The following is a 19,058-nucleotide window of genomic DNA, read 5'->3' as shown; positions in this document are numbered from 1 at the left end:
ATGCGCGCCCGCCTGCGCCCCGCGGCCGTCGCAACCATCGTCGCGATCGCGGCCCTCGCCGGCTGCACGGTCGGCCCCGACTACCGGCGCCCGGCCGTCGAGACGCCGGCCGCGTGGCGGCTCGACCCGGCCGACGCATACTGGCACCCGGCCGCACCGGCCCGTGCGCCGCTCGATCCGGCCTGGTGGAGCGCGTTCGGCGACGCGCAGCTCGACGCGCTGGAAGCCGACGCGCTGCGCAACAACCAGAACCTGAAGGCCGTCGCCGCGCGCTACGACCAGGCGAAGGCGACGCTCGCGTCGGTCGCGTCGGCGCAGTATCCGGCCGTCGGCCTGAACGCGAGCGGCCAGCGCTTCAAGATCTCCGCCGACCGGCCGCAGACCAACTACGCGACGAAGAGCATGTCGACCGTGCAGAACGATATCCAGGTCGGCGCGAGCGTCAGCTACGAACTCGACCTGTTCGGCCGCGTGCGGCGCAGCGTCGAATCCGCGCAGGCCAGTTCCGAGCAGGCGCGCGACGATTTCGCGAACGCACGCCTCGTGCTGAGCGCCGATCTCGCGTCCAGCTACTTCGCGCTGCGCGAGCTCGACGCCGAGATCGACGTCGTCAAGCGCTCGATCGACCTGCAGCAGAAGGCGCTCGACTACGTGAGCGCGCGCCACGACCTCGGCGCGGTGTCCGGCCTCGACCTGCTGCAGCAACGCGCGCAGCTCGATGCGACGCGCACGCAGGCGCAGTTGCTGATCCAGCAGCGCGCGCAGGTCGAGACGGCGATCGCGACGCTGGTCGGCACGCCGGCTCCCGCGTTCTCGCTGCCGCCGCGCGTGGTGCCGATCAACGCGCCCGCGCTGCCGGCCGGGATGCCGAGCGACCTGCTGCAGCGGCGCCCTGACGTCGCGTCGGCCGAGCGCGCGATGGCCGCCGCGAACGCGCAGATCGGCGTCGCGCGCGCCGCCTATTTCCCGCGCATCGCGCTGTCGCCGGACATCGGCTGGGACGCGACGCGCTTCTCGGGCCTGTTCACCGTGCCGGCGCTGCTGTGGTCGGTCGGCGCGTCGGTCAGCCAGCCGCTGTTCGAAGGCGGCAAGCTGAAGGCCGGCGTCGATTTCGCGCAGGCAGGCTACGTGGCCGCGCAGGCCAATTACCGGCAGACCGTGCTCACCGCATTCCAGGAGGTGCAGAATGCGGTGACGGGCCTGTCGGTGCTGGCGCAAGCCGCACGGCAGGCGTCGGCGGCCGTCGACGACGCGCGCAAGCTGGTATCGCTCGCGCAGGACCGCTACGCTGGCGGCCTGACGCCGTTCATCGACGTGCTGACGGCCCAGCAGCAGTTGCTGACGAGCGAGCGTCAGGCCGTGCAGATCCAGGGCCAGCGCGCGGCACTCGTCGTGTTTCTCGCCAAGGCGCTCGGCGGCGGCTGGGACGCCGGTGCGACCGGCGGCACCGCGCCGGCCGACGTCGCGGCGGCCGGCCCGCAGCCCGCCGCGGGCGTCGCCCCCTAACCCGGTTACGCGAACCAAGCCTATGAAAGTCCTGATCGTCGAAGACGAACCGAAAGTCGTCGAATACCTGAAGAGCGGCCTGACCGAGGAAGGCTGGGTCGTCGACACCGCGCTCGACGGCGAGGACGGCGCGTGGAAAGCCGTCGAATTCGACTACGACGTGGTCGTGCTCGACGTGATGCTGCCGAAACTCGACGGCTTCGGCGTGCTGCGCGCGTTGCGCGCGCAGAAGCAGACGCCCGTGATCATGCTGACCGCGCGCGACCGCGTCGACGACCGCGTGCGCGGGCTGCGCGGCGGCGCCGACGACTACCTGACCAAGCCTTTCTCGTTCCTCGAGCTGATCGAGCGGCTGCGCGCGCTCACGCGCCGCGCGCGCGTGCAGGAATCGACGCTGATCTCGATCGGCGACCTGCGCGTCGACCTGATCGGCCGCCGCGCGACCCGCGACGGCACGCGCCTCGACCTGACCGCGCAGGAATTCCAGCTGCTCGGCGTGCTCGCGCGGCGCAGCGGCGAGGTGCTGTCGAAAACGACCATCGCCGAACTCGTATGGGACGTGAACTTCGACAGCAACGCGAACGTCGTCGAGACGGCGATCAAGCGCCTGCGCGCGAAGCTCGACGGCCCGTTCGCGGAGAAGCTGCTGCACACGATCCGCGGGATGGGCTACGTGCTCGAGGCGCGCGAGGACGCCGACAGCGAGAGGCACGCATGAAACGCTCGATCACCCTGCGCCTGTCGGCGATGTTCGGCATCGTGTCGCTGCTCGTGTTCACGCTGGTCGGCTGCGGGCTGTTCGTGATGATGGAGCGCCAGCTGTTCGCCGAACTGCGCGCGACGATCGACACGCGCGCCAAGGTCGCGCAGATGATCGTGTCGCACGCGACCACGGCCGCGCGCGGCCGCCTGATGCAGGAGAAGCTCGCCGACCTCGAACCGCCCGACGGGTCGACGCGCTACCAGGTCGACAGCCCCGACGCCGACTTCCGCTTCGGCCACCCGGTCGACGGCGTGCCCGTCGGCGAACCGTTCGGTGCGTTCCAGCAGTACGCGCTCAATCACAGCAGCTACGACGTGATGACGAAGACCGTCCCGATCGCCGGCAGCGGCGAGCGGCCCGACCTGAAGCTGATCGTCGCGTCGTCGTGCGAGCGCACGCAGCGGATGCTGCGCCGTTTCGTGTGGACGCTCGCCGCGCTGATCGCGATCGCCACCGTCATCACGCTGCTGCTGAGCCGCGCGGTCGCGCGCTTCGGGCTCGCGCCGCTCGAACGGCTGTCGCAGGACGCGACGGCCGTCAGCGCCACCAACCGCCGCCAGCGGCTGCAGACCGACGCGCTGCCGACCGAGCTGCGCGATCTCGCCGCATCGTTCAACGGCGCACTCGAGCGCATCCAGCAGACCTATGCGCGGCTCGAGGCATTCAATGCGGACGTCGCGCACGAGTTGCGCACGCCGATCAGCATCCTGATCGGCCAGACCCAGGTCGCGCTGACGAGCCGCGACCGCTCGGTCGACCGGATGCGCCAGACGCTGCAGTCGAACCTCGAAGAGTTCGAACGGCTGCGCGTGATCATCAACGACATGCTGTTCCTGTCGCGCAGCGATCGCGGCGAACGCGCGACCGACCTGAAGCACGTGTCGCTCGCCGACGAAGTGCGGCGCATGCTCGACTTCCTCGAGATTCCGCTCGACGAAGCGCAACTGCACGCCGAACTGCACGGCGATGCGCGCGCGGCCGTCGATCCGTCGCTGTTCCGCCGCGCGATGACCAACCTGCTGATCAACGCGATCCAGCATTCGGCGCCCGGCGCGACACTGAACGTGACGATCACGCCGCGCGACACGCTCGTCGACGTGTCGGTCGCGAACCCCGGCGAGCCGATCGATCCCGTGCAGCGCGCGCACGTGTTCGAGCGCTTCTACCGGCTCGAGGAAGCGCGCGCGAACAGCAAGGAGAACCACGGGCTCGGGCTGTCGATCGTCAAGGCGGTCGCGGAGATGCACGGCGGCAGCGTGTTCGTCGCGTGTTCGGGCGGCATCAATACGTTCGGCTTCTCGGTGTCGACGCAACCGTGCAGCGGCGGCCCGCCGCGCCCGGCCGACGCCAACGACCCGCACGCACTGCAGCCCGCGTCCGCACCGCGCGCATTGCACTGACGGCGGCCGCGCCGCCGAGGGCAGTTTTCTTCAATACGGGGACGCGCGGCTTCTTTAGTCTCGATGCGACTTTGACATTCGCATGGAGACACCTGATGAGCATGCTGGTTTCGATGGCCGCGTTCGCGCTGGCGTCGTCGATCACACCCGGTCCCGTCAACATCGTCGCGCTCAGCGCGGGCGCGCGCCACGGTCTCGGCGCAAGCCTGCGCTATGCGGCCGGCGCCACGCTCGGCTTCGTCGCGCTGTTCCTGCTGATCGGCCTCGGGCTGCACGCGGCGCTCGCGCGCTGGCCGATGCTGACGACCGCCGCCCAATGGTCGGGCATCGCGTTCCTGCTTTATCTCGCGCTGCGGCTCGCGCTCGACGACGGCCGGCTGTCGGCCGACCCGGCCGACCCGGACGCGCCGGCCGCCGCCGGCCCGTCGGCGGCGGCCGGCGCGGCGATGCAGTGGCTGAATCCGAAGGCATGGCTTGCGTGCGTGGCCGCGATGGGCGCGTATGCGGCCGACGGCGACCGCGCGCAGGTCTGGCAATTCGCGGCGCTGTATCTGGTGATCTGCTTTGCGTCGATCGCATGCTGGGCGTATGCGGGTGCGTCGCTGCGGCATCGGCTCGCGAATGCGCGGCGGATGCGGCTGTTCAACCGCGCGATGGCACTGCTGCTCGCGGGCAGCGCGCTTTATCTGCTCGATATCTAGCGTCGGCAATTCGACACGGGTGATTGCGGCGGATGACGCGCAAATGACCGATGATGCAGGCCGTCTTCGGCACCGGCCCGCCCTTCCCGCAGTCAGCTCGCGGCGCTTCGATATTGCCCGGGCGTGGCGGCCGCGATGCGCCGGAACGCGCGCTGGAAATGCGCCTGGTCCGCGAAGCCCGCATCGAGCGCGACATCGGCGATCGGCCGGCCGCGGCGCAACTCCGCGCGGCCGTACTGCACGCGGCGGTCGATCAGGAACGCGTGCGGCGTCATCCCGTAGCGGGCGTTGAACGCGCGGATCAGGTAGGACGGCGACAGGTCGGCGGCCGCGCAGATCGCATCGAGCGTGACGGCCTGACGGCAATGCGCGGCGATGTAGTCGGCCGCCCGCGCGAGCTTCGCGTTGTCGGCCCCGCGCCGCGCGGCGCCGGGCAGTTCGCGATCGAGCGCGCCGTGCAGCCGCGTGAAGAATTCGACCGCCGCGCTTTCCTTGCCGAGCGGATCGACGCCGGGCGCCACCAGCGTGCGGTAAAAGCCGCCGAACTGCGCGAACAGGTCGAGCCGTTGCGTCAACTTCGGCGAAAACCCGTGAAAATCGCTGTTCGGATCGCGCCCGAGCGAATGCTGCAGACGCGTGAGCCACGGCACGTCCACGTAGACCATCCGGTATGCCCACGCGTCGGGGCCGTACGGATTGCACGCATGCACCTGCTCCGGATCGATGATCACGAGCACGCCGCGCCCGACCTGCTCCTTCGTCGCGCCGTTCAGGTAGGTGCTCGTGCCGCCGACGATCGCGCCGAGCGAAAACGTGTCGTGCGTGTGCTTCGCGTAGCAGATCGTCCGCCCGTCGTCGACGGTGCGCGCCTCGATGAACGGCAGCGCGGCATCCCGCCAGAACGGCGACGGCACGGCGATGGTGTGGGCGGAACGGCTCACGCGACAGGCTCCCGGAAACGGACGGCGAACGCACACCGTACAAGACTGCGCGGCGCGATGCAACCGCGTGCCGACGCTTCGCGGCCGGATCGCCTAAGCTTTGAATTCGGCCGCCGCGGCACACGCGGCGGGTTCCGTTCCCTCTTCCAACCGGTACGCTCATGCACATCGATCTGACAGGCAAGACCGCGGTCGTCACCGCTTCCACCGCCGGCATCGGGCTGGCGATCGCCGAAGGGCTCGCGCACGCGGGCGCCCGCGTCGTCGTCAACGGACGCAGCGACAAGTCGGTCGAAGCCGCGCTCGGGCTGCTGCGCACCGCGGTACCCGACGCGGACGTCGACGGCGTCGCCGCCGACCTGTCCGACGCCGCCGGCGCCGCGCGCATCACGCAGCACACGCCGGAGGCCGACATCCTCGTCAACAATGCGGGCATCTACGGGCTGAAGGCGTTCTTCGACATCGACGACGACGAATGGACGCACTACTTCCAGATGAACGTGATGTCCGGCGTGCGTCTCGCGCGTCACTACCTGAAGGGCATGCTCGAGCGCAACACGGGCCGCATCGTGTTCATTTCGTCGGAATCGGGCCTGAACATCCCGGTCGACATGATTCACTACGGGTTCACGAAGACCGCGCAACTGGCGATCGCGCGCGGCCTCGCGAAGGTCGCGGCCGGCACCAACGTGACCGTCAATTCGGTGCTGCCGGGGCCGACGATGTCGGAAGGCGTGCGGGCGATGCTGAAGGCGACAGCCGAGGAAACGGGCCGCAGCATCGACGATGTCGCGGTGGATTTCGTGCGCAGCGAGCGCGCGAGCTCGATCATCCAGCGGCCGGCGACGACGGAGGAAGTTGCGAATCTCGTCGTGTACGTCTGCTCGCCGCAGGCGTCGGCGACGACAGGCGCGGCGTTGCGCGTCGACGGCGGGGTGGTTGACACGATCGCCTAGGCACGGCGGGCGCTTACGGTGACGTCGGGAGGGCGGGTCAGTCTACGGATTGCGTTTGCCATTCAGTTCCCCCCGAACGCCTGCCAAGTCGCGGGCGTCAAACCGGGCGGCACGCCACCGCTCAATCGGCAATGGTTGGTTGCGCTGCCCCGCCACATCATTCATTTTATCTGCGGACTGATAGGATATTTATTCTTAAGCACCTTTCGAACCCTTTCTCGAAGTTGGTGAATTAACCCAGGGCTACCGAAACGAGGACCATTAGGCAACTGTATATTCTCGCCAGCAACCTCTTTGTTATGGATCGCTCCTGGCCGCTGAAATCTGTGATAGGTCGACCCGCATTAGCCGAATTGAAAATTCGGCAGAAACAAGATCAGCTGACCGCCACATACGCAAGAAAGTCCGTCCAGCGCGAATGGTTTATTGTCGCGATCAGGAAACTTGGCGACGCCTTCGTCGATGATGGCAGAAAGGGCACAAGTCGCATCGTCGCCCTTGCGGAGCACGCGACCCGCTCATGAATATCGCCCATGTTAAGCTGCAGGTGGCTTCGCTGGCGCGGACGAGAAATTTTGCAACTGCCTCAAAGTCAGTCGCCAAACTTACATTTCTGCCTTGAAAACTGTGGCTCCGAAATCGGATCAAACGAGCTAATTTTCATATTCCTTATATCTATAACATCAAACCCAAAACGACTAGACACAAATATCGATTTTTGATCAGAACCAATCGCAACATCATATATTCCACCACCATACGTTCTCTTCATAATCGCGCGCAGCGTCGGCTTTAAAATATAAATTGAAATAAATGTAGCCTGAGGGCCGCGAAGATCCACCTTGTTTGGCATTCCATAAACAATCAAACTTCTCCCATCCAAAGAAAAAGCACCGCCCTCAATATGATGATCGATTTTAACTATTCCAACTTTCCTTCCACCTCGCTTAACGACCAATTCGGACGGACCGAGGATCTGTGCCGAATACCTTCCATCGCAAGACCTAACAACCTTCGCACATGCATCCGACAATAAAAGTGCAAACAAAATAAACGCAACACATTTCCTCATACCTTATCCCCCAATATCTGATACGCCATTTGCGTCTCAGCCCAACGCAACGGCAGACTATTAATGTCGTATGGGTTAATAATCCTGCTTACAGCGCGCGATGCCAATTTTGACATTCCGATGTCTGCGGTCTTTTCGACTGGATATCGGACGCAAAAGAAGCCAGCAGTATCTACGCAAGAGTAGCTATCATTCCCTACCCGCTCGGGATTTGTTATAACCGGACCATCGCCGGGCGGCTTTTTACTGAACCATGCACGATCATATGAATTCCCATCAAGCCAACCCCTAAACACCCAATATTCGGAATAGTTATATCGCCCAGTAAGCTGCTTGAATCCTCGCCCTCGAAACTTAACCCCATCACCAGAACCAGTATTCCCCAATCTAATGCTATTTTCATAACCATGAAAATACGAAACAAATCTCGCCGGTGCATTCAAATAGCCACCCAACTCTATCGCAATCGATTCGTGACTATCCCTAACAGCAACAGGGACCGCAATGCTGGCCTCACGAACCGCCATCATATAATATGACTCGACTGCGACCTGCCCTAAAAAATGAGAGATGCGAATTGAATTTACAATACCATACTTTCTCGCGACCCGGCTTACCGAACCTCTATACAGCTCTCGATATTGCTCACCAGCCTTCCGTACCGATATGTAATTAGACTCAGAATAGATTTGCGAAAACTCATCTTTACCCAACCAACCGCACCTTCTAAAATTCCGAATGAACTCAAGCGGATGGAAAAACCACAGCTTCTGCCCCGCAGGAAGTCCCGTTCTGTCCCAAAACTGAACCTCCTTCAGGTACTTCATGAAATCCTTGTAGCCCTTCTCATTACCGTGGTAGAAGCCGCCCTCGTCAAGCAGCCTCACATAGCGTCCCCCGTTGTTCGTACTATCCCACTCGCTCGGCGCGTGACAGACAAGGCCGCGCAACTGCCGCCGTACCTGCGCATGACCCTTTACATACGCAGACAGCACTCTCGTCTTGTGATCTTCCGGCGTCTCCCCTGTCACCGCTGACACTTCGTGCGAAGCAGCATCGTTGAGCATCTTCTTCAGCGCGTCCACATCGCACAGTCCGTCACTGCTGAACGGCGTATTGCCCTCACTGACTTTCTGCCAACCCACGGAAGACAGGAAGTCCGCATCGGAGAACTTGTGGATACTTGAATCATTGATATCGATGTAGCCAACCTTGTCTGCCGCCCAGTTGACCTGCATCCACGTCGCGCGCGCATTTGCCGCCAGAGTTTGGGATGGAGACAGGATGCGACCAAAACGCAGCAGCTCGTAGCCGTCGCTTGGACAAGACGGATAAAGCGCCGTCGCACGCTTGTACAGGTCGTATTCGTAGTCCTTTTCCTCGACGGGTTGCGGCGTGAGCAGCGTGCGAGTGCCGTCTTGCGCCAGGCTCCAGACATTGGTGTATTTCGAGCCGACGCTGAAGTAGGTCTCAACGAGCAACGGCAGGGAGTTCGAGCCCTCTTGACCTGGCTTGAATTCAATCCCATGCAACTTGTTGCGGGCATCGGCCTTCTCAGGCAAACGGCGAAACCGGCTACCTGCCGGAATGACGAAATACGCATGCCCCCACCAGTCCGTTCCGGTTGGCGGGGTGGGCGTACTGTTACCCAGTTGCGTGCGCCCGAAATACGCATCGAAATCCGCCGGCAACATGAAAATTTCGAAATGCAAATGCGGCATACCCTCATATTCGCCACGCCACCCCAACACGTCCTTGCGCCGGACCTTCTTGCCCTCCCCCGAGACCGCCGGCGTCACCGCCCCCTTGTTCACCGAACCGGTCGGCATCTGCAGGAACTCAGGCATATCCTTGGCGTTCGCACTGTGCTGCAGATACTCCGCCAGCGGCAGCAGATGCATGTAGAGTGAATAAAACGTCAGCGTGCGGCCTTCTCCAGTCTCGGTCGTATGCTTGAGCAACACAAATCCCGTATGGCTCACGCCGCCGTCAATCCCATGCTGACAGACGCGATAGGCGACGACCTCGCCGTCGGCAATCGCGTGCACCTTGCCCTTCGTATCGGGCTGAAGATGCACGCCGCAATGCCAGCGGCGATCGAAGGCAATCGGATAGACGCCGTGGTCGCATTCGAACTTGTCTACCGCATCCATCATCGGATCGGGGTTCATCCCGGTCGGGGCCGCAAGACCGGCTTCGGGCAGAAACGGGGGGCTGATGATCATGATCGTTACTGTGTGTGGCTGTATTTGGCGCTGGGCTGGTAGTCGCTCACCGGCAGTTGCGGCAGGCTGATGGACGTCTTGCCGGGCCCTTCGAACGTGAACGAAGCCGCCCGGATACGGAATTCACCCCGACAGTTGAAGACGACATTGCCGTTCTCGATGGTCATCGATGCGCCGCCGCTGGTCACCACCGCACTAGTTTTGGCGTTCACGAGCACATCCATATCGGGAAAACCGTGCCGTCGGATGTTCGCGAGTGAAACACACCGGCAGAGAAACGCCTATGGGCCGGACGCCGATATGACGCGACGCTCCCATGCCGTCCGCGAGCAGCCGGTCATACGTATATGGGCAATCGTTATAGAAGGTTTCAGAATGATCGCGGCCACCGCAAAGCGGTGGCCGCGGCACGCGGGATCAAACGCGAAGTCTGTAGACGCGTCGATGGATTTCATGCGCAGCGTGCACGCGACGTCGATCATCCGGCGGCCGGCGCAGCGGAAGGAAATCGCGAATCTGGTGGTGTACGTATGCTCGCCGCAGGCTTCGGCGACGACGGGCGCGGCGCTGCGCGCCGACGGCGGCGTGCTCGACACGATCGCTTGACGGCGCGGATGGCCCGGACGACGGGCACGGCAGCCGCGGCGGCCCGCCGCCGCGCTATCGGGACGCGCTCTTGCCCGGCTGGAGCGTGCCCTTGCGGTCGGCGTCCATGCAGGTATCGAAGCCGTGTTGCGTGACGGCACCGGCGTTGTCGAACACGACGAAGAAAGTACGGTGATCGTTGCCGTGCTCGATGAAGTAGTTGTAGCAGACGCCGCTGCCGTTGCGGACCATCCACACGCTGCGCGGGTTGCCGCCGGCACGGACGACGTCGGCGCGCGTCGCGCCGTGCCGCGACGCGGCCCTCGCCAGCGGCGTGCGCGAATACGAGAACGGCAGCCACGAGTCGAACCACGCGCAGCCATGCAGCATCAGGCAGCTGGCGGCCAGGGACAGCGTCACGGCGGGGCGGGACATCGGAATCAATCGCATGCTTGGTGAAATCTGCTGCGCCATGCCGGCGTGATCGAAAGCCCCATGCTACTAGACCTTTGGGTCCGGATCGAAAAGAAATGTAGAGACTTGTGTCCGACGCCCTGCTCTACGCAATCCGCCACCCGCCCGATCGTCGCGAACCGTTGCAGCCCCGTGCGGGCCCGCACACGCGTCAATGGCGCCGCGCCGATGTTCCGAATCGGCGAAACGCGCATGGCCGTCAAGCGACCCATTCGGTCCACAGCATCGTCAGCACGGTCATCAGCGCCGGGCCGACGAACAACCCGATCAGGCCGAACGTCTCCGCGCCGCCGAGGATACCGAACAGCACGAGCAGGAACGGCAGGCGGGTCGAGCTGCCGATCAACACCGGCCGCACGAAATGCTCGGCGACGAACACGACCACGAAGCCGAGCACCAGCACCACGACGGCCCACGCGGTCGCGCCCTGCACGAACAGCCACAGCGCCGCGCCGCAGAACACGATCGGCGCGCAGAACGGCAGCATCGCGGCGACGGCCGTGACGAGACCGAGCAGCGCCGCATGCGGGACGCCCGCGAGCGCGTACGCGACGCCGAGCAAGGCGCCCTCGCCCAACCCGACGACGACCAGCCCCGTCACCGTGCCGTACACGGCCGCGACCATCCGTTCGATCAGATCCGCGCCGCCGCGGCCGAACGCGCGCCCTGCGCCCTGCAGCAACGCGCCCGACAACTTGTGGCCGGCCCGCATGATCACGAACAGCGTGACCAGCATGAAGCCGAACTCGAACAGCGCATGCGCGAGCTTCGTGCCGAACTGCCGGCCGAACGCGATGAACTTCTCGCCGCTCGCGCCATGCATCGCGGTGCCCGCGTGCAGCGGATGACCGAGATTGGCCTGCCACCACTCGGTGACCTGCGCGGCACCGTACGGCAACCGGCTGACGACGTCCGGCAGCGGAATGCCGTTGTCCTGGATCGATTGCAGCCAGATGCGCAGGTCGTGCGCCTGCGCGATCGCCTGCCCCAGCGCGATCGCGACCGGCAGCACGACCAGCAGCGACACGCTCGCGGTGATCGCGGTCGCGATCAGGGTCGGCCGGTCGCGAAACCAGCGACGGGATTCGAAGCGTTTCAGCAACGGCCACAACGCGATCGCAATCACGCATGCCCACGCGACGGCGGGAAGGAAATCGCGGATCACCCACAGCGCGAGCACCAGCAGCGCCGCATACAGCACGGCGCGGGCGATCTGCTGCGCGCGCGGCCGCACGGCGGAATCCTGGGAGGGCGAGACATGTGCGCGCATGGCACCTCGGTCGAAATGAAAAAATGGCGGTTCGTGCAGGCCGGAAACCTGTACGAACCGCCATTCTATCCATCGGCGCCGCAACGGCATGCGCACGCACTGCCAAGCATCGTCAAATCCATGCCGCGAACGCGGCACCGCCGTGCGGTGCAACGCGTGGCTCAGGCCACCTTGTCGGCGACGCGGTAGCGTTCGAGCCAGTGCGCGTACGGCGCGGGCAGCGTCCACGACGGACGCTCGACACCGAGCTGCTTGGCCGCGTAGTACGGCCAGTGCGGATCGGCCAGATGCGCGCGGCCGACCATCACGAGGTCGAGCTGCTGTTCGGCGACGACGCGCTCGGCCAGTTGCGGCGTATCGATCCCCCACGCGGACGACACCGGCAGGCCAGCCTCGCGGCGCACGCGTTCCGCGATCGGCGCGAGGAACGCCGGGCCCCACGGAATCCGCGCTTCAGGCGTCGAAAAGCCGACCGACACGCTCAGCATGTCGAGGCCTTCCTGCTTCATCCGCTGTGTGAGCGCGATCGATTCGGCCAGCGTTTCTTCATCGCGGCCGTCGTATTCGAGCACGCCGAGGCGCGCGGTCAGCGGCAGGTGCTCCGGCCAGACCTGACGGACGGCCTTCAGCGTATCGACAAGGAACCGGCCGCGGTTTTCCGCCGAACCGCCGTACTCGTCGTCGCGCTGGTTCGAATGCACGGAGAAAAAGCTCTGGCCGAGATAGCCGTGCGCGAAGTGCAGTTCGAGCCATTCGAAGCCGAGGTCGCGGGCGCGCTTCGCCGACGCGACGAAGTCGGCCTGCACGCGGGCGATGTCGTCGTGCGTCATCGCGCGCGGCGTCTTCGGCAGGTGCGCGCCGAACGGTACCGCCGACGGTGCGATGGTCTGCCAGCCGCGCGGGTCGCCGTCGGCGATATGGTCGTCGCCTTCCCACGGACGGTTCGCGCTCGCCTTGCGGCCCGCATGCGCGATCTGGATGCCCGGCACGGAACCGGCCGCCTTGATCGCCGCGACCGACGGCGCGAACGCCTCGGCCTGCGCGTCGGTCCACAGCCCGGCGCAGCCCGGCGTGATGCGGCCTTCCGGCGACACGGCCGTCGCCTCCGCGATCACGAGGCCCGCGCCGCCGCGCGCGATGCCGGCCAGATGCACGTGATGCCAGTCGTTGACGACGCCGTCTTCGGCGACATACTGGCACATCGGCGGCACCGCGATGCGGTTGCGCAGCGTGACGTCCTTGAGTTTGAACGGTTCGAACAGGGCAGACATCCACCACTCCTTTGCTTGGTTCTGCGAAACGACGGGATGACCCGCCGTGCGGTGTGCACGGCGAAACGATTCGGATCGGCGCCGGACGGGTCGCGCCCGACGACGGAAACGGCCTGGCGCCGGTCGTGCCGGCGCCGGGGCGGCTTACTGACGGCCGAGCTTCGCGAGCAGCGCCGCGGCCGCGGGCTCCGACGACGCGGGGTTCTGCCCCGTGATCAGCAGCCCGTCGGTGACGACATGCGGCGCCCAGTCGGCGCTGCGCTCGAACTGCGCGCCGTTGGTCTTCAGCATGTCCTCGACGAGGAACGGCACCACTTCCGTCAGCTCGACGGCCGCTTCCTCGCTGTTGGTGAAGCCCGTCACGCGCTTGCCGCGCACGACCGACTCGCCGGTGTTCGGCTCCTTCACGTGGCGCAGCACGCCCGGCGCGTGGCACACGGCCGCGACCGGCTTGCCGGCCGACAGCGCGCGCTCGATCAGGCCGATCGAATGCAGATCCTCGGCGAGATCCCACAGCGGGCCATGTCCGCCCGGATAGAACACCGCGTCGTACTCGTCGACCGACACGTCGGCGAGCTTGCGCGTGGCGGCGAGCTCGGCCTTGGCGGCCGGATCCGCGTCGAAGCGGCGCGTCGCGTCGGTTTGCGCGGCCGGATCGCTGCTTTTCGGGTCGAGCGGCGGCTGGCCGCCCTTCGGCGACGCGAGCGTCAGTTCGACGCCCGCATCCTTGAACGCGTAGTACGGCGCGGCCAGTTCCTCGAGCCAGAAGCCGGTTTTCTTGCCGGTGTCGCCGAGCGTGTCGTGCGAGGTCAGGACAACCAGAATCTTCATGATCAGACACTCCTTCGAAATGGGGGAACGGGCCGCGTCGCGGGCGGCAGCCAGCGTGACGCACGCCGCGTGCCGGCGACGACGACGCGCCTGCCGGTTAGTCCGCTGGCACGCGTCAACGTGCCGGCCACGGATCGAAAATGTTGCTCGCGCCTATTAGACCAGTCGTCTAGAAGACGCTCGAAAAAAGACGACGTCTCCTGCACGACCAGCATGGCGGCGCGAGATGGCATTTTCGCGTCCGGGTTGCGCGTCAGGAGCGGCGTCGCATTCATTGAGACCGGATGATATCCCCGGATTAGACCGGTCGTCTAGTGACGCCGCATTCGGCCCTGTCGGCGTCATGGCTTTTGCGGCGGCGGCGCGCCGCGCAACGTTCGTCGCCGCTCGCGCTCCGTTCGCGCCACCGCATCGGCTAGCCGTGCGGCGGTCCGTCCGTATCGCCGGCCTCGATCACCGGCATTTCGAGCCGCTGGCCGCGCGCGCCGTCCGCGAGCAGCCCCAGCATCAAGTCCGCCAGCGCACGTCCGGTCGCGTGTCCGGTCGGCTGCACCACTGCCGTCACCCGGTACGGATGCGCAACGTCCGACGGCACGCCGTCATAGACGATCAACGAGATGTCCCGCCCCAGGCGCAAGCCGCTGTCGACCAGCGCGCGGAACGCGCCGCCGCCCGCGATATTGTTGTCGACGAGCAGCGCCGTCGGCCGTTCGGCCCGCGCGAGCAGCGCCTGCGCGCCCTGCTGTCCGCCGTCGCACGTAAACGGACACTCGACCAGCAGCGCCGGATCGGGTTCGATGCCGGCTTCGCGCAGCGCCGCGAGATAGCCGGCGCGACGCTGCATCGCGAAATTGAGCGACAGCGGCGCACTGATCATCGCGATGCGGCGATGACCGAAGCCGATCAGGCGCCGCACGGCATCGCGTGCGCCCGCCTCGTTGTCGAAATCGAACCATGCGTAAGGCTCGGCGGCCTGCGTGCGGCCATACGCGACGTATGGAAACGCGCTCGACCGCAGGTACGCGAGGCGCGGATCGTCGACCTGCGTGCGCGCGACGATCAGCCCGTCGACGAGCTTGCCGTCGACGAGCCGTCGATACGTGTCCAGCTCGGCGTTCGGCCGCGCGGCCGCGATGATGAAGTCGAGATTGCGTTCGGCGAGCCGCTCGGTGATGCCCGCGACGACTTCGCCGAAGCGCGGATCACCGAGATCGCCCACGCCGAACGGGTACACGATGCCGATCGCATCCGAGCGCCCCGTCGCCAGCCGCCGCGCGGTCGGATCCGCGACATAGCCGAGTTCGCGCGCGGCCTTCATCACGCGCTCGCGGGTCGCCTCGCTCACGTCGTCATAGCCGTTCAGCGCACGGCTGACCGTCGTGCGCGACAGCCCGAGCGCGTCCGACAACGCCTTCAGATTCACCTTCACGTCGCTCCTCGCATTGTGTTTTCCATCGGTCCATGCCGTTTTGAGGCAATTATTTCCGAATGGTAGTTATTACCGTCAAATATTTATCTTTTGACGTCCAAACCGGTTTGAAATAGCATCCAAACCGGTTTGGATGTCGACACCACTTCAGCCGTTCCTTTTCACCGTCAATGGAAACAACGCCGAGATGACCTATTTTCCTTTTTGCCGTTCGACCGCGGCCAAACGTTTGCTGTTCGCCGGCGCCGCACTGGCCGCCTTCGCGTCCGCTGCGCATGCGCAGACCGCCGGCGCTCCCACGCCGACGCCTCACACGCAGCAGGCATACGACCCCGAAGGCAACTTCACGATGCGCTGGACCCGCGCGGACATCCGTCAGATCGTCGCGCAGTCGCACACGGCCGGCGCCGACAAGAATTCGCTGCCGCAAGCGCTGACGATGCCCGACATCCCGCAGGATTTCCCGCTGATCAACTCGAACGTGTGGGTGTGGGACACCTGGCCGCTGGCCGACCTGCGCGCGAACCAGCTCAGCTACAAGGGCTGGGAAGTGATCTTCTCGCTCACCGCCGATCCGCACGCGGGCTACACGTTCGATGACCGCCACGTCCACGCGCGCATCGGCTTCTTCTATCGCCGCGCCGGCATTCCCGCGTCGCAGCGGCCCGCGAACGGCGGCTGGACCTGGGGCGGCCATCTGTTCCCGGACGGCGCGAGCGCCAAGGTGTTCGGCACGTCGCCGATGACCAACAACGCCGAATGGTCGGGCTCGGCGCGCCTCACGCACGGCGACAACGTCAGCCTCTACTACACCGCGACGTCGTTCAACCGCTCGGCGCCGGGCGGGGCCGACATCACGGCGCCGCAGGCGATCATCACGCGCGCCGACGGCCACATCCAGGCCGACGACAAGCACGTGTGGTTCACCGGCTTCGACAATCACAAGGCGCTGCTGCAGCCGGACGGCAACTACTACCAGAGCGGCCAGCAGAACACCTACTTCTCGTTCCGCGATCCGTTCGTGTTCACCGATCCCGCGCATCCGGGCAAGACCTACATGGTGTTCGAAGGCAACACGGGCGGCCAGCGCGGCGCCCGGACCTGTACCGAGGCCGACCTCGGCTACGCGCCGAACGATCCGTACAAGGAAGACCTCAACGCCGTGATGAACTCGGGCGCAGTGTATCAAAAGGCCAACGTCGGCCTGGCGGTCGCGACGAACCCGCAGCTCACCGAATGGAAGTTCCTGCCGCCGATCCTGTCGGCGAACTGCGTCGACGACCAGACCGAGCGTCCGCAGATCTACCTGAAGGACGGCAAGTACTACCTGTTCACGATCAGCCACCGCACGACGATGGCGGCCGGTGTCGACGGCCCGGACGGCGTGTACGGCTTCGTCGGCAACGGCATCCGCAGCGACTTCCTGCCGCTGAACGGCGGCAGCGGCCTCGTGCTCGGCAACCCGACCGACTTCTCCGCACCGGCCGGGGCGCCGTATTCGCAGGACCCGAACCAGAACCCGCGCGAGTTCCAGTCGTATTCGCACTTCGTGATGCCGGGCGGGCTCGTCGAGTCGTTCATCGATGCGATCGGCCCGCGCCGCGGCGGCACGCTCGCGCCGACGGTGAAGGTCAACATCAACGGCACGTCGACCACGGTCGACCGCACCTACGGGCGCGGCGGCCTCGGCGGTTACGGCGACATCCCGTCGAACCTGCCGGCAACGGGCGCCGGTCACAACGACGGCCCGGGCACCCGGCCGTAACGGCCGTGGCCGCGTAGCCGGCCGGTTCAGCAGGCGCGCATCGCGCGTGTCGCGTGTGCGCCTGTCCCTTTTGTTCCGCAGACCGCGCATGCCGCCGTTGTTCGCGGCATGCGCCCATTTTTCCCGCTTCGCGCAGCGGAGCACGGAACCCCGCATGAGATCGACGTTTTTCCGCTTTTCCTTCCGGCTCGCCGGGATGCTGCTCGCCGTTGCGGCCGGCATGCAGACCGCACACGCGGCTTGCGCCGCATCGCCCGCGAGCGCGAGCGCGACGCCGCAATGGCGCCCCGCCATCCATTACACGCCGCAACGCAACTGGATGAACGACCCGAACGGCCTCGTTTACGAAAACGGCCGCTATCACCTGTTCTACCAGTACAACCCGCTCGGCCACGACTGGGGCAACATGTCGTGGGGCCATGCGGTCAGCACCGACCTCGTCCACTGGCGCGAGCAGCCCGTCGCGATGCGCGCGAATGCCACGGAGGAAATCTTCTCCGGCTCGATCGTCGCCGACACGCACAACACGTCCGGCCTCGGCGCGCCGGGCGCAACGCCGCTCGTCGCGCTTTATACGAGCGTCTACAAGGCCGGTTCCGGTCACGCACCCGGCACGCAGGCGCAGTCGCTCGCGTACAGCCTCGACCACGGCGCGACGTGGCAGCCCTACGCGCACAATCCGGTGCTCACGCTCGATCCGGAATCGAAGCAGTTCCGCGACCCGAAGGTGTCGTGGTATGCGCCGGGACGCTACTGGCTGATGACGACCGTCGTCGCCGACGCGCAGGTCGTGAAGCTCTACCGTTCCGACGACCTGATCCACTGGTCGTTCCTGAGCGACTTCACGCTGCCGGCCGTGCCCCATGCGGGCGTGCTGTGGGAAATGCCCGACCTCGTGCCGCTGCCCGTCGACGACGATCCCCGGCACATCAAGTGGGTGATGATCGTCAACGTCAACCCGTGGTCGATCGCCGGCGGTTCCGGCGCGATGTATTTCGTCGGCGACTTCGACGGCCGCACGTTCGTGCCCGATCGCGTCGCGCCGGCCGGTTCCGATCCCGCGCAATTCCGCTGGGTCGATCATGGCGCCGACTTCTATGCGGCCGGGACGTTCTCCGGCGCGCCGGGCGCGCGCCCTGTCGCGATTGCATGGATGAGCAACTGGGACTATGCGGCGAAAGTGCCGACGGCACCCTGGCGCGGCGCGACGGCGTTGCCGCGCGAACTTGCGCTGAAGACGATCGGCGGCGAACCGACGCTCGTCGCGACGCCGGCCGCTGCGTTCGATGCGTGGGCCGACACACGGCCCGCCGTGCATGAAGGCGACCTGAACGTCGAATCCGCCACGCGCGCGCTGTCGGCCGCGACGCGCGGGGTCGTGCAGCGCATCACGGTGACGATCACGCCGCGGGGCGCGGCCCGCGCGGGCTTGATCGTCCGCGGCTCGGCGGACGGCGCGATCGGCACCCGGATCGTGTACGACACCGCGAGGCGCACGCTGACGCTCGACCGCTCCCGATCCGGCACGACGGATTTCGCCGGCACGTTCAGCCGCGAGCACATCGTCGATCTGCCGCTCGAGCACGGACGCTTGCAGCTCGAGATCGTCGTCGATCGCGGCTCGGTCGAAGTGTTCGCGAACGGCGGTCGCGTCGCGCTCACTGACCTGATCTTTCCGCCGCTCGATGCGGACCGCGTCGCCGTGTTCGCCGAGCAGGGAAGCGCGACGTTCTCGGGGCTGACGGTGACCCAGCTCCACGCGCGCGATCGGGCCGACGAGACCCGTGACGCCTGTGCATCGCGCTAGCCATGTGATCCGACGGCGGGGCCGCGCCACCCGACATCGCGTCATGTGGTGCCGCCCCGCCG

At 65.9% G+C, this 19,058-nt stretch carries 17 protein-coding genes and 1 pseudogene; 9 read left to right on the top strand and 9 right to left on the bottom strand.

The window, feature by feature from the left end; translation table 11 throughout:
* From DIE22_RS17870 to DIE22_RS17855, 4 genes are all read left to right on the top strand, one after another.
* Positions 1-1,506 carry an efflux transporter outer membrane subunit gene (locus DIE22_RS17870; protein WP_124501302.1) on the top strand — a complete coding sequence of 502 codons (1,506 nt, stop codon included), beginning with the start codon at positions 1-3 and terminating at the stop codon, positions 1,504-1,506.
* 22 nt (positions 1,507-1,528) lie between these two features.
* The gene (locus DIE22_RS17865) at positions 1,529-2,224 is read left to right on the top strand and encodes a heavy metal response regulator transcription factor (protein ID WP_057930191.1); all 696 of its coding nucleotides are present in this window, start codon (positions 1,529-1,531) and stop codon (positions 2,222-2,224) included.
* Entirely contained in the window at positions 2,221-3,669 is a 1,449-nt protein-coding gene (locus tag DIE22_RS17860) for a heavy metal sensor histidine kinase (RefSeq protein WP_124605701.1), read from the top strand. The genes DIE22_RS17865 and DIE22_RS17860 overlap by 4 nt, the downstream gene beginning before the upstream one ends.
* 95 nt (positions 3,670-3,764) lie before the next feature.
* Positions 3,765-4,370, top strand: coding sequence for a LysE family translocator (locus tag DIE22_RS17855; protein WP_124605700.1), 606 nt, complete (start codon positions 3,765-3,767; stop codon positions 4,368-4,370).
* A gap of 92 nt (positions 4,371-4,462) precedes the next feature.
* Here the strand turns inward: DIE22_RS17855 and DIE22_RS17850 are convergent, their stop codons facing one another.
* Positions 4,463-5,311 carry an AraC family transcriptional regulator gene (locus DIE22_RS17850; protein ID WP_124605699.1) on the bottom strand — a complete coding sequence of 283 codons (849 nt, stop codon included), beginning with the start codon at positions 5,309-5,311 and terminating at the stop codon, positions 4,463-4,465.
* Positions 5,312-5,472: 161 nt separating this feature from the next.
* Here DIE22_RS17850 and DIE22_RS17845 point away from each other — a divergent pair, with 161 nt between their 5' ends.
* Complete coding sequence (locus DIE22_RS17845; RefSeq protein ID WP_124605698.1) at positions 5,473-6,267, top strand: SDR family NAD(P)-dependent oxidoreductase; 795 nt, start codon at positions 5,473-5,475, stop codon at positions 6,265-6,267.
* Positions 6,268-6,566: 299 nt separating this feature from the next.
* A complete protein-coding gene (locus DIE22_RS17840) occupies positions 6,567-6,791 on the top strand; it encodes a hypothetical protein (protein ID WP_124502178.1) in 225 nt (74 codons plus the stop codon).
* Between the two features lie 68 nt (positions 6,792-6,859).
* Here the strand turns inward: DIE22_RS17840 and DIE22_RS17835 are convergent, their stop codons facing one another.
* From DIE22_RS17835 to DIE22_RS17825, 3 genes are read right to left on the bottom strand one after another with little or no spacing between them, the layout of a single operon-like run.
* Positions 6,860-7,339, bottom strand: a complete 480-nt coding sequence (locus DIE22_RS17835) for a hypothetical protein (RefSeq protein WP_124605697.1) — start codon at positions 7,337-7,339, stop codon at positions 6,860-6,862.
* On the bottom strand, positions 7,336-9,564 hold the full coding sequence (locus DIE22_RS17830) for a M23 family metallopeptidase (protein WP_124605696.1): 2,229 nt from the start codon (positions 9,562-9,564) through the stop codon (positions 7,336-7,338). The genes DIE22_RS17835 and DIE22_RS17830 overlap by 4 nt, the downstream gene beginning before the upstream one ends.
* Positions 9,565-9,569: 5 nt before the next feature.
* Positions 9,570-9,776 carry a DUF2345 domain-containing protein gene (locus DIE22_RS17825; protein WP_260426704.1) on the bottom strand — a complete coding sequence of 69 codons (207 nt, stop codon included), beginning with the start codon at positions 9,774-9,776 and terminating at the stop codon, positions 9,570-9,572.
* A 199-nt stretch (positions 9,777-9,975) separates the two neighbouring features.
* Between DIE22_RS17825 and DIE22_RS17820 the strand changes: the two are divergent.
* Positions 9,976-10,170, top strand: a pseudogene (locus tag DIE22_RS17820) (SDR family oxidoreductase); the annotation flags it as partial.
* Between the two features lie 54 nt (positions 10,171-10,224).
* On the opposite strand, the gene DIE22_RS17815 reads toward DIE22_RS17820, so the two are convergent.
* The 5 genes from DIE22_RS17815 to DIE22_RS17795 all read right to left on the bottom strand — a co-directional run bounded on the left by DIE22_RS17815 (position 10,225) and on the right by DIE22_RS17795 (position 15,424).
* The gene (locus DIE22_RS17815; RefSeq protein ID WP_124498048.1) at positions 10,225-10,599 is read right to left on the bottom strand and encodes a hypothetical protein; all 375 of its coding nucleotides are present in this window, start codon (positions 10,597-10,599) and stop codon (positions 10,225-10,227) included.
* Positions 10,600-10,822: 223 nt separating this feature from the next.
* Complete coding sequence (locus DIE22_RS17810) at positions 10,823-11,893, bottom strand: AI-2E family transporter (protein WP_124498047.1); 1,071 nt, start codon at positions 11,891-11,893, stop codon at positions 10,823-10,825.
* A gap of 161 nt (positions 11,894-12,054) precedes the next feature.
* Complete coding sequence (locus DIE22_RS17805) at positions 12,055-13,164, bottom strand: NADH:flavin oxidoreductase/NADH oxidase (protein WP_124605695.1); 1,110 nt, start codon at positions 13,162-13,164, stop codon at positions 12,055-12,057.
* A 144-nt stretch (positions 13,165-13,308) separates the two neighbouring features.
* A complete protein-coding gene (locus tag DIE22_RS17800; RefSeq protein WP_124498045.1) occupies positions 13,309-13,995 on the bottom strand; it encodes a type 1 glutamine amidotransferase domain-containing protein in 687 nt (228 codons plus the stop codon).
* A gap of 415 nt (positions 13,996-14,410) precedes the next feature.
* Positions 14,411-15,424 carry a substrate-binding domain-containing protein gene (locus DIE22_RS17795; protein ID WP_124498044.1) on the bottom strand — a complete coding sequence of 338 codons (1,014 nt, stop codon included), beginning with the start codon at positions 15,422-15,424 and terminating at the stop codon, positions 14,411-14,413.
* A 187-nt stretch (positions 15,425-15,611) separates the two neighbouring features.
* On the opposite strand from DIE22_RS17795, the gene DIE22_RS17790 reads away from it, so the two are divergent.
* Both DIE22_RS17790 and DIE22_RS17785 read left to right on the top strand, forming a co-directional pair.
* On the top strand, positions 15,612-17,189 hold the full coding sequence (locus DIE22_RS17790) for a glycoside hydrolase family 68 protein (protein ID WP_124605694.1): 1,578 nt from the start codon (positions 15,612-15,614) through the stop codon (positions 17,187-17,189).
* Positions 17,190-17,343: 154 nt separating this feature from the next.
* Positions 17,344-18,996, top strand: coding sequence for a glycoside hydrolase family 32 protein (locus DIE22_RS17785; RefSeq protein WP_124605693.1), 1,653 nt, complete (start codon positions 17,344-17,346; stop codon positions 18,994-18,996).
* Positions 18,997-19,058 lie beyond the last annotated feature (62 nt).

Origin of the sequence: Burkholderia sp. Bp9142 (assembly GCF_003853415.1) — a bacterium.
In the GTDB taxonomy this organism is placed as follows: Bacteria; Pseudomonadota; Gammaproteobacteria; order Burkholderiales; family Burkholderiaceae; genus Burkholderia.
Note: the sequence above shows the minus strand (reverse complement) of the source record. Positions and strands in the feature narration are given on the sequence as shown.